This window comes from Veillonella sp. (assembly GCF_015058545.1).
GTDB lineage: Bacteria > Bacillota > Negativicutes > Veillonellales > Veillonellaceae > Veillonella_A.
Genome location: NZ_SVCB01000006.1, coordinates 1 through 13,005, shown reverse-complemented (window position 1 = coordinate 13,005; position 13,005 = coordinate 1). Strand labels below are relative to the sequence as shown.

The window sequence follows — 13,005 nt, the reverse complement described above, 5'->3', positions numbered from 1 at the left end:
TATCGATTCCGGGCGTACCGGGTAGTGACTGGATTACCAAACAAGCGGCTGAGGTTACCTTCTTAGCCACAACAACACCGGTATTGGCGTATGCCGGTTTGTCCTTGGGCAAGGATTTAGGCGCTTTTAAACAATTGTCGTGGCGTATTGTTCCGGTTGCCTTAGCCGTTGCGGCAGGAACCTTCGTTTGTGCCGCTTTAGTAGCACAAGTAGTTTTACATTGGGAGGGCGTAATTTAACATGAGTGGATTAACTAAAACAGAAGTAAAAGAACGAGTCTGTGCAGCCATTGAGAAGGCGATGCCAAGATTAATGGAAATTGCCGAAACGATTATGGCAGCCCCTGAATTGGGCTATAAAGAAAATAAAACAACGGCCTTTGTACAGCAGTTGTTTACAGAGTTGAATATTCCATTTACGACCGGCCATGCTTTGACCGGGGTGAAGGGCCGTTTAAAAGGTAAAAGCGATGCTTATCGCGTTGCCATGATTGGTGAATTGGATGCCATCATTTGCCCTAAACATCCGCGTGCCGATGAAGTGACCGGTGCGGCTCATTGTTGCGGCCATAATGTGCAGATTGCCAATATGTTGGCCGTGGCCATCGGTTTGCAGGCGGAAGGTGTTTTGCCGGAATTAAATGGTGAAGTAGTTATCTTTGCTGTTCCGGCTGAAGAATATGTGGAAATCGACTACCGCAATAAATTGCGTGAAGAAGGCAAAATTAAATATTTAGGCGGCAAGCAGCAGCTTATCTATGAAGGTGCTTTTGACGATATTGACATGGCTATGCAAATGCATGTGGAAACAGCGCACACCGAAGGCGGTGAAATGGGCTTGGGCGCTACATCGAATGGCTTTATCGGTAAGTTGATCAATTATCACGGTAAAGCGGCTCATGCAGCCGGTGCCCCTCATGAAGGTGTCAATGCATTGCAAGCAGCTATGATGGGGGTTATGGGGGTCAATGCCATTCGTGATACCTTCAAAGAAAGCGACTATGTGCGGTTCCACCCGATTATTAACAGCGGCGGCAGCTTAGTTAATGTAGTGCCTGACTTTGTAGCTATGGAAAGCTATGTGCGGGCGGCCAATGTAGATGCCATGATAGCGGCTAATAAACGCGTTAATCGCGCTCTGAAGGCCGGTGCCGATGCAGTGGGTGCAACTTGCGAAATCAACGATTTACCGGGCTATTTGCCGATGCGTAATGATGCCATTATGAATGAGTTTTTAAAAGAAAACTCCATTCCATTATTTGGCGAGGCTAATGTAATTCAAGGCGAACACATGGCCGGTAGTACGGATATGGGTGATGTAGCGCATATTATACCGGTTATTCATCCGTGGGTTGGCTGTATTGAAGGCGTTCTTCACGGTGCCAATTACAAGATTTCCATTCCTGAAGTAGCCTATACCAAAACTGCGCAAGCTTTGGCCATGACCATTGTTGACTTGTTATATGGCGACGGTGAAGGGGCTAAGAAAGTGCAGGATAATTACAAACCTGTATTCACTAAGGAAGAGTACATTAAATTAATGGACAGCATTAGTGAAGGTGAAAAATAATTATTAATAGTTAAAACGAGCGAGAGCGACGAACTGTTAAGTCCGTCGCTCTCTTTGTCCATTACGAGGCAAGCTCTTCGATAATGTGGGATTTTTTTAGGATTGCCAATTAGCTGGCTTTAACTTCCGGTGTCAACTCAGAAGTACAATGCGGACAACGCGTTGCTTCTTCGTCTATGTCCTGTTTACAGAACGGGCAAGTACGCATTGGTTTAACCGGTGCTTCTTTTTTAGGATATAGATTGTTAATCTGTTTGATTACTAAGTAAATCGCAAATGCTACGATGAGGAATTGAACTACCGCATTCAAGAAGCTACCGTAAGCGATAACCGGAATACCGGCTGCTTTAGCTTCCGCCAAAGTAGCTGCCTGTTGGCCGTTCAAGCTGATGAAGAAATCGGAGAAATCGATACCGCCTAAAAGTAAACCGATTGGCGGCATGATGATGTCGCTAACTAAGGAAGATACAATCTTACCGAAAGCAGCGCCGATAACAACACCGACAGCCAAGTCAATTACATTGCCGCGCAATGCAAAATCTTTAAAACCTCTTAAAAAATCGTTCATGGATATACGCCCCTGTCTAAAAAACATTACACAGCCACTTTGGCTGTTTACTTATAGTTGTCGGTCATTATGATTTATGATAGTTTAATACCGACTTATTATTGCAAATTCAGTATAGCATAGAACGAGAACAGTGTATATATAAAATATCGATTTTTTTAAAACTAATTATAGAACTTCGATATTTGGGTGAAATGTACTATTAATTAAGTAAGTGTAAAGAAAATTTGTGCCAAGAAACATATAAATTTAGGCTAATATAAACTGGTCTGCCGGAAATAAGGACGAAAAAGAGCTCTGAATCAGTAATGACTCAAAGCTCTTTTTTATTAATTTTGAATTTTGCCGGTAATACGGCCCACGATGTATGTCAGAACTGCAATGACAATCATAACCGGGAATGTGGTGCCCAGAGGTGTTTCATAGGTCATCACATTTCTGTATAAGATAAAACCGACAAGCCAAAGAATCAGGTTTGGAAGGTAAAATTTACGCCCAGATGCATCCTGCTTAAGGAGAAAGTATTGGGTAAAGAGAATCGCAATCATGGGCGTGAAAACCGAACCAATGAGAAATAGGAAGTTTTCGTACTCCGTCATGGGTACAAAAATCGCTAATATAATACCGAGTACGGTTAAAGCGATAGCCGTTGTTTTTTCAGATAAATTTTGGAAAATGCTGACTAAGCTGACGCCGGCGGAAAACGCATCGAGATAAGTCGTCGTAACGGTGGCAAAGATAATAATTAATAATGGCCAGAGACCGAGACCTGTTTTTAACATAACGGCGGCAATATCGGTTTCGCCGGCATAAATAGCGGAACCGAGACCGATAACATACATCCAAATGCTGACGATGGTATACGTTAAGGTACTCACTACGGTAGCCGCTACGGGGCGTTTGGCCGTGCGAGTATAGTCAGATACGAGTGGTAACCAGGATAAAGGCATGGCCGCGGATAATTCAACGGCAGCACCGAAGGAGAGACCTTGGTATTCCGTTAACTGTAAGGCGCCGGCTACGGCTGAAGTAGAATCAAAAATAATGAAACTGAGCCAGATAGTGAGGCAGAATAATAAGCCTACGGCTACTAAATTTAGGCGGGTAAGATTGCTGTACCCGAGGACGAGCCAAAGAATGATGAGCCCGCCGATGATTAAGGACCAAACGGTGGTGCCCCAAGGCAAAATGGCATTGGTAGCAGCGGCACCGGTAATAATCATAACGGTGGTCCAGCCGATTAATTGTAATACGTTGGCCAAGGCAAAACCGGATGCGCCTTGACGGCCAAAGCCGATGCGTACTGTTTCCATGGCACTGCGACGCGTATTGGCGCCGATGAGACCGGCTAAGAAGAAGAGTAAGCCGCCGATGATATGGCCCAATAAAATGGCCGTAACCCCTTGCTCAAAACCGAGCGGCGCGAATAAAGTGCCTGTAAAAATTTCGGCAATGGATAAGGCGGCACCAAACCACAAAAGACCGTGAGATAATAATTTTGTTTCAGAAGTAGTTGTACTCATAGAATACCCTTTCCGGCATCAGGGTATCATAGGCGGCCAACCGGCAGTCGGCGCGTTCAGCAATGCTGAGACGTCAACAGGGGCTTAGGCGCGGACTATAGATAGGCCTACTGATGCTGTTTTAATTGCGCTAAGGCTCCGGTGCTGCGTAATGTATAGAGCAAAATCCCTGCCAATAGGGAGCCACCTATGGTAGAAATCAAAAAAGGAACCACATAGGTATAAAACGCAATTTGGCCGGCCGATTTACCCAAAACGATAATGGCCAATGGGTAGGCGGAGAGACCGCCAAGAATGCCGGTACCAAATACTTCGGCTAAGAGCGTTAAGAGTAGATTGCCCGTACGATTATAGACAATGCCGGCCAAGAGGGCACCCCACATACTGCCCGGAAAGGCGAGTACACTGCCGAGCCCTGTTACAAGACGTAAAGTGCTGGCGCAAAAGGCTACGCCCACTCCGTAATAGCGACCTAATAATACGGCGCAAAGAATGTTAATCATATGTTGTACGGGGGCACATTTACTGATGCCAACGGGAAAAGAAAAGGTGCTGCCTACTACGGCTACGGCCACTAAAATACCGGCCATGGTTACTTTTTTTACATTACTGGTAGATTCGTTCATTACAAACTCCTGTAGCGGTCGAGACTTATTGGTCTCCTCTCACGCCGGAACACGGCTTCCCTTCGCTGTAATGACAACTGTCGGGCGCTCCCCCGCCAGTCGGTCTGTTTTGACAGACAGCATAAAAAAACAGAGGCACCGATACGGTACCTCCGTGAGAAAGTCGCTATAACATCTTCCTACGACGGCATTATCCGTACAGGTATAAGGGTCGAAGTTTGATGACTTCCTCTCAGCCTACGTTCATAAGCTCCCCTGAATTTTCTAACGTGATTATAGCACAGCCGGCGACGGTGTGCAACTTTTATGAAGTGCAATTATGAAGGGTTGGTTTGAAAAAACACTGAGAATAGTTTATAATGAAGCGATTATAATACATGAAAAATTTTTACGTACAGAGTTTATAAATCGGTTTATACGCATAAAGAAATTAAGTAGGTTTTGGTCATAAAGTAAATAAGGGCGTTTATAAGCCGTAAATTAAACAGATTTGAGAAAAGGAGCGGTATGGCGATATGAGCACAGAGATTGTAAAAATTGGGGCAAACGATGTGAAAATATTGCGCGAATTAGCGGTGCGAACATTTTCAGAAACATTTAGTGAAGAATATACGGATGAAGAATTTGCTGAGTACTTTAACACATCCTTGTCGGAAGCAACATTGCAGCAGGAGTTAACCGATTCGGAGTCGCAACATTTTTTTGCGGTGGTCGACGGCAAGCCGGTCGGTTTTTTGAAAGTTAATGTAGGCCGTGCGCAAACTGAGCAGGAATTGCCGAATGGTTTTGAAGTACAGCGTATTTACGTTTTGGCTGATTACCAAGGACTCGGCCTTGGCAAACTTCTCTTTGAAAAGGCGCTGCAATTAGCAACCCAAACGGACTGTGATTATGTTTGGCTTGGTGTGTGGGAATACAATTACAAAGCACAGAAGTTTTATGCGAAGTTCGGCTTTGAAAAATTCGGTGAGCATACCTTTGTGGTAGGTGATTCGAACGATACGGATTGGCTGTTACGTCGCTCGGTGGCAAGTATCCGTGAAGAATTGAACAAATAGAGTTTTTATAAAACTTAAATTATTTAAGTTTGACGAATGATTAAGTGATATTTAAATTTAATATACAATATGGCAATACCTCTGAATCCATAGGACTCAGGGGTATTTTTATAAGGGTTAGGCTTTATGTGTAAAAATTTTATGCATAAGGTTATTGTCTATTAGCTAGAGATTAGGCTTTTAACGGTTTTTTCAAAATAGCCAATAACAAAGCGGTCACAACGGAACCAACCAAGATAGCCAATAAGTACATGAGCGGATTGCCGATAGTCGGTACTACGAAGATACCGCCATGTGGGGCACGCAAGGTGCATTCAAAAGCCATGGATAACGCACCGGCTACAGCGGCACCCACGATACAGGATGGAATTACGCGAACCGGATCGGCTGCGGCGAATGGAATAGCCCCTTCGGTGATGAAGGAGAAGCCCATAACATAGTTGGTAATACCGGATTTTCGTTCAGCCGGAGTGAAGCGATTAGGGAAGAACGTAGTGCAAAGGGCGATAGCCAATGGAGGCACCATACCGCCGGCCATAACGGCTGCCATAACACCGTATTCGCCGGTAGCCAAGAGACCTGTGCCGATTACATAAGCTGCTTTATTTACCGGACCACCCATATCAACAGCCATCATGCCGGCAAAGATGATACCGATAACAATACGGCTGCTTGTGTCCATGCTCTTCAAGGCATTCATCAAGCCTTCGTTGAGAGCACCAACCGGTGGGTTAATAATAAAGGTAATGATGATACCCATGAAGAGTACGCCCAATACCGGATAGAGTAAAACCGGTTTGATACCTTCCAAGGATTGAGGTAAGCCGGAGAAAACTCGTTTTAATAAGAGCATGAGATAACCGGCCACAAAACCTGCCAAGAGGGCGCCGAGGAAACCGGAACCGCCGGCGTTAGCAAGGTAGCCGCCAACGAAACCAACGGCAAGACCCGGACGGTCGGCAATACTCATGCCGATAAAACCGGCTAATACCGGTAACATAAAGCTAAAGGAAGCACCGCCGATTTTCATAAAGAAAGCGGCCAGTTCCGTACCGGAACCGAATTTACTTGGATCGGCCGGATTGAAATCGTCAAAGAGGAAGGCGAGGGCGATTAAGATACCGCCGCCGATAACGAATGGCAACATATGGGATACGCCGTTCATCAAATGTTTGTAAATCTGACGACCAAAGCTGTCTTGGGCCGTAATGGCGTTTTTGTCGGCTTTTTCTTCGCCCGCTTCAAAGATGGCAGCTTTGCCGGACGTGGCTTCTTCCAATAATTCTTTGGCTTTATTGATGCCGTCCGCTACTTTTACCTGAATGAGCGGTTTGCCGTTAAAACGAGCCATAGGAACGCTCTTGTCGGCAGCGACGATAATACATTCCGCATTTTTAATGTCTTCGGCCGTGATGGCGTCTTTTACGCCGGCCGCCCCGTTTTGTTCAACTTTAATGGAGATGCCCATGTCGGCGGCTGTGCGGGTTAAGGCTTCAGCGGCCATGGCAGTATGAGCGATGCCGGTAGGACAAGCGGTGACTGCCAGTACGCGATAGGAGCCATCAGCGGTTTTGGTTGTGTTAGTTGCCGGAGCCGGTGTAGCCGGTTGCTTTGCTGCAGCTTGGGCAGCCGTTGGAGCGGCCGTGCCCGCCGTAGTAACGTTTTGTTCAACAATAGCTAACGCTTCCGTTTCGGTCATTTTCGGTTTGAATTGGTCCGCTTCTTTTACATCAATTAAAGCGAGGAACCCTTCCACGGTTTGCGCTTTGATGAGCGCTTCTTTAAATTCGGGATCCATGATGAGGGTGGCTAAATTAGCCAATACCTGTACATGGGTGTCAGCCTGACCTTCCGGGGCAGCAATCATAAAGAAGAGTCGGGTTGGTTCGCCGTCGAGGCTTTCGAAGTCCATGCCTTCAGGCACCGTCATAGCGGACAGGCCCGGTGCTTTTACGCCGATACTTTTAGCATGTGGGGTAGCAAGACCCATGCCGAGACCGGTGGAGCCGGATTCTTCACGAATTAATACATCTTTGATGTACTGTTCTTTGTTTTTTAAATTACCGCTTGCATCCATCAATTCGGCCAGTTGGCGAATGGCGATATCTTTGTTGGTCGGATGGGCATGCAATTGAATTGATTGCTTCTGTAGTAAATCCGTAATTTTCATGATATTACTCCTTCTCCAATAATGCTTCTACTTGTTCACGATTTGCGAGCCACTCTTCAAAGGCGGACGCTGAACCGGCGGCGACGCCCATAGCCAGGGCTTTGTCATATTGACCGTCCGATTCGATATAGCCGGCCAAGAAACCGGCCACCATGGAATCACCGGAACCTACGGAATTGACGAGTTTGCCTTTCGGTACGGGACTGGTTCGTACCTCGCCGTTAGCATCAACTAATACGGCACCGTCGCCGGCTCTTGATACGAGGACGTTCTGGGCACCTTTGGCCTGTAATTGGCGGGCGGCTTCGATGATGTCTGTTTCCGTTGTAAATTTTGTATGGAATACACTTTCTAATTCGTGATGATTCGGCTTAATTAAAAACGGTTTTAAATCGAGTACATTCATGAGTAAATCTTGGGTCGCATCGACGATGATGCGAATATTGCGACCGCTGAGTCGCTCCATAATGTCACGATAGGTTGTTTCCGGAAGTCCTTTGGGGATGCTGCCGGAGAGCACTAAGGTGTCACCGCTTTGCAAAGCATCAAGTTGTTTGTAGAGCTTAGCCATGGCGTCTTCGGTGATGACAGGGCCTTGGGCATTGATTTCCGTTTCACCATTGCTCTTTAATTTCACATTGATGCGGGAATAGCCTTTTTCAAGTCGGACAAAAGCTTCTTCACAACCTTCTTCACGCAGTTGGCGCACAATTTCGTCACCCGTAAAACCGGCAATGAAGCCTAAAGCGGTGTTCTCGTGGCCTAAATGGCGTAACATGATGGATACATTAATCCCTTTACCGCCGGCTACGATGAAATCTTCATAGGTGCGGTTAACGCCGTTCGGTTCAAAGCCGTTAACGCGCATGACATAGTCGAGGGACGGATTAAAAGTAACCGTGTAAATCATGGCTCTACCTCCTTAATTTCAGTATAGTTATGATAAGCACCTTTTACTTTGGTTGTAATAATCGTTGCACTTTCCAATGGGGCAAACGTAACCGACGATATTTTGTCAAATTTTGACGAATCGCAAAGCACGTAAGCACGATGGCATTTATGAATTGCTTTGGCTTTGATAGCCGCTTCGGCCGGATCCGGCGTGCTGAAACCGCCTTTAATGCTGACGCCGTTGGTACCGAAGAAGCCTTTGGTAAAATTAAAAACATCTAATTGTTGTAAAGCGGTGTCCCCAATGATGGCCCCGGTAACCGCTTTTACCTGACCCCCAAGGAGAATGACACGGCGATAACGGGCGGCCAGTGCTGCCGCATGAGATGTGCCGTTGGTGACGAAGGTTACATTCTTCGCATTGACGAAAGGTAACATCATTTCCGTCGTTGTGCCCGCATCGATAAAGACGAAGTCGTGCTCTTCAATGAGTGCTGCCGCCGCTTGGGCAATGGCTGTTTTTTCATCAGTAAACAAATTGGCTTTCGTTGACATATCGGGTTCGGTGGTGAAATAGTCCACATCGCAACTCACAGCGCCGCCGTGCACCTTTTGCAGTAAGCCCTTCTGATGCAGTTCGGTTAAATCGCGGCGAATCGTGGCCGCTGAGGAATCAAGGTCTTGCACCAATTCCTGTACGGTAACGGCCCGTTTAGTCCGCAACCGTTCGAGAATTAAGGATTGCCGTTCTTCTGATAACATGGGAATCTCCTCTGTGTAACATCGCATATATTTATTAACTATATTAGTATTTTGCTTAATTATGGTTTATCTTAACTATAATATAATCATAATCGCTCATTTAGTCAATGATAAATGACGCTTTTTGAACAAAAGTAATCAATAGTGCTAAAAATGATGATTGAATGCCTTTTGGGTATATTAAAAATGCAATTTATAAAATTATTGTAGGTCGATTATAAACCATACTAAAATGGTTCGAGTTGACAATAAGCCCTTGGCGTGATTAAATTAAATCAAAATCAATTTGTTAACCGCGTGTTGATAAATAGGGTAATAATAGAGGAAGGGATGTTATTATGGCACAACTCGAATCAAAGAGTAAGGGCTTATTTGTATTGGGAACGGGAACAGATATCGGCAAGACATTCATTACCGGTCTTTTGGTAAAAACATTGCGAGACGGTCAATATAAGGCCGGTTATTATAAAGCGGCGGTCAGTGGGGCGCCGTCAATTGCAGCCAGTGATGCGGGTTATGTAAAAAAAGTGGCCGGCATTGATGTACCGGATGAAGATTTATTGTCATATTTATATGATCATGCCGTATCGCCTCATTTGGCAGCTCAATGGGAAGGTCATCCCCTTGAAAAAACCGTAGTAGAAGCGGCTTTTGCAAAAGCGAAAGAAAACTTCGAATACGTCACCATGGAAGGTAGCGGTGGCATCATGTGTCCGTTGCGATATGACGAAACGGCGCATATTTTCTTGGAAGATGTCATCAAGTGGTTTAATTTACCGACTTTGTTGGTAGCCCATGCCGGGTTGGGTACGATTAATGCGACTGTCTTGACCATCGAATACTTACGGGCTCGCAACATTCCGGTTAAAGGGGTTATTTTGAACTTCTATACGGATAGTCCCATGGAACGGGATAATAAGCTGATGATTGAAGAATTGACGGGCGTGCCGGTCATTGCTTGTGTACCGGAAGGAGCTAAAGACTTAGGCGTTTCCGCCGATACGTTAGCCGCCTTATATGACGAAGTGTAAGCAATATTTTTTTCAAGCAGCAACATGTAAGGGTTATATATAAGTTTTTACATAGTAAGTTAGGTTACGTATTAGTTAAGTTAGGCGCGTATCAGGGTGCGAATACAGTTAACATACGTAATGATTAGGTATAGGTATTTAGAGGTAAAAGGAGTTCAACATGAGTTCACAGGTGTGGGTTGAAAGAGATTTAGCACATATTTGGCATCCTTGTTCACAAATGAAGGATTATGAAACATTGCCGCCCATTGTCATCGACCATGGCAAAGGTTCGTATTTATATGACGTAGACGGCAAAGAATATATCGATATCATCAGTTCTTGGTGGTGTAATTTATTGGGGCACTGCAATCCGAAAATCAATGCGTCCATCAAAAAACAGTTGGATACATTGGAACATGTTATTTTTGCCAATTTGAGTCATAAACCGGCCATTACCTTGGCTGAAGAATTGACCAAGGTGTTGCCGAAGGGCCTTAATAAATTGCATTTTAACGATAATGGCTCCGGTGCCGTTGAATGTGCCCTTAAAGTGGCCTTCCAGTATCAGTATCAAACAGGTCATCCGGAACGTCAGAAATTTATGTGTCTCACGGAAAGTTATCATGGGGAAACCATGGGCGCTTTAGCCGTTGGCAGCATGGATTTGTTTGCTAAAATGTATCAGCCGATGCTGATGGAAACCATCCATACGGAAGCGCCGGATTGCTATCGCTGTCCATATAACAAGACCCGTGAAACTTGCGGTTGCGAATGTTTCGAGCATATGGAAGAAAACTTCGCCAAACATAGTCATGAATTGGCGGCCGTTATTGTGGAACCGATTGTACAGGGCTGTGCGGGCATGCGCATGTATCCGCCATTGTATTTGAAAAAATTACGTGCTCTTTGCGATGAATACGGTGTCCTGCTCATTGCCGATGAAATTGCTACCGGCTTCGGCCGTACGGGCAAAATGTTTGCCTGTGACCATGCGGGTATTACCCCGGATATCATGACCATATCCAAAGCATTGACGGCCGGCTATATGCCGATGTCCATCATGGCTGTTACCGATGCGATTTATGATGCCTTCTATGCCGATTATTTCGAGTACAAAGCGTTCATGCACAGTCATACCTATGCAGGTAACCCATTGGGCTGTTCAGCCGCTTTAGCAACACTGGATATTTTGCAAAACGACGGCGTCTTAGCGGCGGCACAAGATAAAGCCGTCTTCTTGCACAATGCTTTGGAAGATGCATTGGGTAAACATCCGAATGTGGGTGAAATTCGTCACATCGGCCTCATCAATGCTATTGAACTCGTTAAAGATCCGGCCACGAAAGAACCGTTGCCAAGTAAAGCCCGTACAGGCTATCAGATTTATAAAAAAGCCTTGGACCACGGTTTATTGCTCCGTCCGTTGGGTGATGTGCTCTACTTCAATCCGCCACTTAATACGGATAATAAGACATTGACTGATGCCATCGATCGTACGGTGGAATCCTTCAATGACGTGTTGGGCAAATAATTTAATAATTGCCGGTTTTCTAATGGAATGAAAGCTTAGCCTGGATTCGGTTGACTTAAGAATATAGCCTAGGGCGTATTTTTTGAGTTTATGTATTTATGAGATTAAATCTCATAATAATATGCAACCGAATCTAGGCTATTATTCGTAATTGGTATTTGTCATGGGAACAAAATAAGAGTACTCTATATATAGAAAATATTAGAATTGATATAAATTATCAATAGGAGGGCTTTTATGAGCAATGTGCGAGTAACGAATATACACGAAGAAGAACTGGAATGGCGCTCTGAACAAGAGGCGTGGAATAGTCGTTCCGAATTTTTCGTGGAATTACATGACAAACAAGAACGTGCTGCGCAGGTTACGAATTTTATAGATTTTTTGAAAAAACATGAATTATTACCGGCTCCGGGCGGTCGTACTCTCGATGTAGGCTGCGGTGTAGGCGATTATTCGTTGGGCCTTGCCAAGTTGGGCTATCAGGCTACGGGTATCGACTTGTCCAACGGTATGATTGCGGGCGCTCGTAAAATAGCGGAAAAAGAAGATCTTGATTTGGACCTTTACGTAGGTCCGTGGAGTGAAGAAACCCGTGCGGAATTAGGCTGGGATAAACAGTTCGACTTGAGTTACAGCTTTTTCTGTCCCGTTATGTTTGACATGAACAATATTGAAGCATTGGCCAAGACAAGCCGCAATGCCTGCTTGTTCGTGGGTTTTGCCGGTCGTCAGGATACTATCGTTGATGCTTTATATGAACACTTTTACGGTCAAAAAGATGACTTCAAATGGCAGGCTAATGTAGATGATGTGATTGCTACGGTTAAAAAAGTCGGCCAAGACGTGAACGTGGAATATGTAAACGTGCCGGAAACGGAATTTTTCACGGAAGAAGAAGCACTTCGCTATTTCACCATGCGCCTTCATTCGGAAGAATGGGGTACGGAAGAAGCTATGCGTGCTGAAATTTTGTCGTTATTGGCGCCGTATCGCACGGAAGACAGCCGCATTCGCAATACATCGGAAGATAAGGTTGCGTGGGTTTCCTGGCGCGTTAAATAGCCTTAATTTACAAATTAAATAAATAATGCCACAGTAGCCGAAGTAATGATTGAACCGACCCCTTAAAGTTAGACCTAAAAATCTAATTTTAAGGAGGTCGGTTTTTTCATGTCAAAATATAGTTTTAAATTTAAGCTAAAAGTTGTTACAGCAAATTTAAAAGGAGAAGGCGGTGGCAAAAATCTAACAAAAAAATATGGAGTCAAATCATATTCTCAGGTCAAAAGAT

At 44.9% G+C, this 13,005-nt stretch carries 11 protein-coding genes, 1 pseudogene and 1 riboswitch; of the genes and pseudogenes, 6 read left to right on the top strand and 6 right to left on the bottom strand.

Going from position 1 to position 13,005, the window contains the following annotated elements:
* Together E7204_RS00270 and E7204_RS00265 are read left to right on the top strand one after the other, a co-directional pair.
* A pseudogene (locus tag E7204_RS00270) lies at nt 1–239 on the top strand (hypothetical protein); the annotation flags it as partial.
* A gap of 1 nt (nt 240) precedes the next feature.
* A complete protein-coding gene (locus E7204_RS00265) occupies nt 241–1,569 on the top strand; it encodes an amidohydrolase (protein WP_295180466.1) in 1,329 nt (442 codons plus the stop codon).
* Between the two features lie 109 nt (nt 1,570–1,678).
* On the opposite strand, the gene mscL is transcribed toward E7204_RS00265, so the two are convergent.
* The 3 genes from mscL to thiW all read right to left on the bottom strand — a co-directional run bounded on the left by mscL (nt 1,679) and on the right by thiW (nt 4,286).
* On the bottom strand, nt 1,679–2,137 hold the full coding sequence (mscL, locus tag E7204_RS00260; protein ID WP_295180464.1) for a large-conductance mechanosensitive channel protein MscL: 459 nt from the start codon (nt 2,135–2,137) through the stop codon (nt 1,679–1,681).
* Nucleotides 2,138–2,466: 329 nt separating this feature from the next.
* The gene (gene cytX / locus E7204_RS00255; RefSeq protein WP_295180462.1) at nt 2,467–3,660 is read right to left on the bottom strand and encodes a putative hydroxymethylpyrimidine transporter CytX; all 1,194 of its coding nucleotides are present in this window, start codon (nt 3,658–3,660) and stop codon (nt 2,467–2,469) included.
* A gap of 107 nt (nt 3,661–3,767) precedes the next feature.
* Nucleotides 3,768–4,286: an energy coupling factor transporter S component ThiW gene (gene thiW / locus E7204_RS00250; RefSeq protein ID WP_295180460.1), complete on the bottom strand. Its 519-nt coding sequence runs from the start codon at nt 4,284–4,286 to the stop codon at nt 3,768–3,770.
* Between the two features lie 159 nt (nt 4,287–4,445).
* A riboswitch (TPP riboswitch) is annotated at nt 4,446–4,553 on the bottom strand.
* 248 nt (nt 4,554–4,801) lie between these two features.
* Between thiW and E7204_RS00245 the strand changes: the two genes are divergently transcribed.
* Nucleotides 4,802–5,344, top strand: a complete 543-nt coding sequence (locus E7204_RS00245) for a GNAT family N-acetyltransferase (RefSeq protein ID WP_295180458.1) — start codon at nt 4,802–4,804, stop codon at nt 5,342–5,344.
* A gap of 172 nt (nt 5,345–5,516) precedes the next feature.
* Here the strand turns inward: E7204_RS00245 and E7204_RS00240 are convergent, their stop codons facing one another.
* Genes E7204_RS00240 through E7204_RS00230 form a run of 3 tightly spaced genes read right to left on the bottom strand, consistent with a single transcriptional unit; the run spans nt 5,517 to nt 9,167 of the window.
* The gene (locus E7204_RS00240; protein WP_295180456.1) at nt 5,517–7,514 is read right to left on the bottom strand and encodes a fructose-specific PTS transporter subunit EIIC; all 1,998 of its coding nucleotides are present in this window, start codon (nt 7,512–7,514) and stop codon (nt 5,517–5,519) included.
* Nucleotides 7,515–7,518: 4 nt separating this feature from the next.
* Nucleotides 7,519–8,424 (bottom strand): 1-phosphofructokinase, encoded by a 906-nt coding sequence (gene pfkB / locus E7204_RS00235; RefSeq protein WP_295180454.1) that lies wholly within the window; start codon nt 8,422–8,424, stop codon nt 7,519–7,521.
* Nucleotides 8,421–9,167, bottom strand: coding sequence for a DeoR/GlpR family DNA-binding transcription regulator (locus E7204_RS00230; protein ID WP_295180452.1), 747 nt, complete (start codon nt 9,165–9,167; stop codon nt 8,421–8,423). Before E7204_RS00230 ends, pfkB begins: the two co-directional genes overlap by 4 nt.
* 338 nt (nt 9,168–9,505) lie before the next feature.
* Between E7204_RS00230 and bioD the strand changes: the two genes are divergently transcribed.
* The 3 genes from bioD to E7204_RS00215 all read left to right on the top strand — a co-directional run bounded on the left by bioD (nt 9,506) and on the right by E7204_RS00215 (nt 12,776).
* Entirely contained in the window at nt 9,506–10,198 is a 693-nt protein-coding gene (gene bioD / locus E7204_RS00225; protein WP_295180450.1) for a dethiobiotin synthase, read from the top strand.
* A gap of 160 nt (nt 10,199–10,358) precedes the next feature.
* Nucleotides 10,359–11,711: an adenosylmethionine--8-amino-7-oxononanoate transaminase gene (gene bioA / locus E7204_RS00220; RefSeq protein ID WP_295180448.1), complete on the top strand. Its 1,353-nt coding sequence runs from the start codon at nt 10,359–10,361 to the stop codon at nt 11,709–11,711.
* Between the two features lie 237 nt (nt 11,712–11,948).
* Nucleotides 11,949–12,776 (top strand): class I SAM-dependent methyltransferase, encoded by an 828-nt coding sequence (locus tag E7204_RS00215; RefSeq protein ID WP_295180446.1) that lies wholly within the window; start codon nt 11,949–11,951, stop codon nt 12,774–12,776.
* Nucleotides 12,777–13,005: the final 229 nt, after the last annotated feature.

What these genes read in the sequence shown, in the direction of transcription:
- E7204_RS00245 (WP_295180458.1), top strand. Translation starts at nt 4,802, where the DNA reads ATGAGCACAGAGATTGTAAAAATTGGGGCAAACGATGTGAAAATATTG.
- mscL (WP_295180464.1), bottom strand. Translation starts at nt 2,137, where the DNA reads ATGAACGATTTTTTAAGAGGTTTTAAAGATTTTGCATTGCGCGGCAAT.
- cytX (WP_295180462.1), bottom strand. Translation starts at nt 3,660, where the DNA reads ATGAGTACAACTACTTCTGAAACAAAATTATTATCTCACGGTCTTTTG.
- thiW (WP_295180460.1), bottom strand. Translation starts at nt 4,286, where the DNA reads ATGAACGAATCTACCAGTAATGTAAAAAAAGTAACCATGGCCGGTATT.
- E7204_RS00215 (WP_295180446.1), top strand. Translation starts at nt 11,949, where the DNA reads ATGAGCAATGTGCGAGTAACGAATATACACGAAGAAGAACTGGAATGG.
- E7204_RS00230 (WP_295180452.1), bottom strand. Translation starts at nt 9,167, where the DNA reads ATGTTATCAGAAGAACGGCAATCCTTAATTCTCGAACGGTTGCGGACT.
- bioA (WP_295180448.1), top strand. Translation starts at nt 10,359, where the DNA reads ATGAGTTCACAGGTGTGGGTTGAAAGAGATTTAGCACATATTTGGCAT.
- E7204_RS00240 (WP_295180456.1), bottom strand. Translation starts at nt 7,514, where the DNA reads ATGAAAATTACGGATTTACTACAGAAGCAATCAATTCAATTGCATGCC.
- E7204_RS00265 (WP_295180466.1), top strand. Translation starts at nt 241, where the DNA reads ATGAGTGGATTAACTAAAACAGAAGTAAAAGAACGAGTCTGTGCAGCC.
- bioD (WP_295180450.1), top strand. Translation starts at nt 9,506, where the DNA reads ATGGCACAACTCGAATCAAAGAGTAAGGGCTTATTTGTATTGGGAACG.
- pfkB (WP_295180454.1), bottom strand. Translation starts at nt 8,424, where the DNA reads ATGATTTACACGGTTACTTTTAATCCGTCCCTCGACTATGTCATGCGC.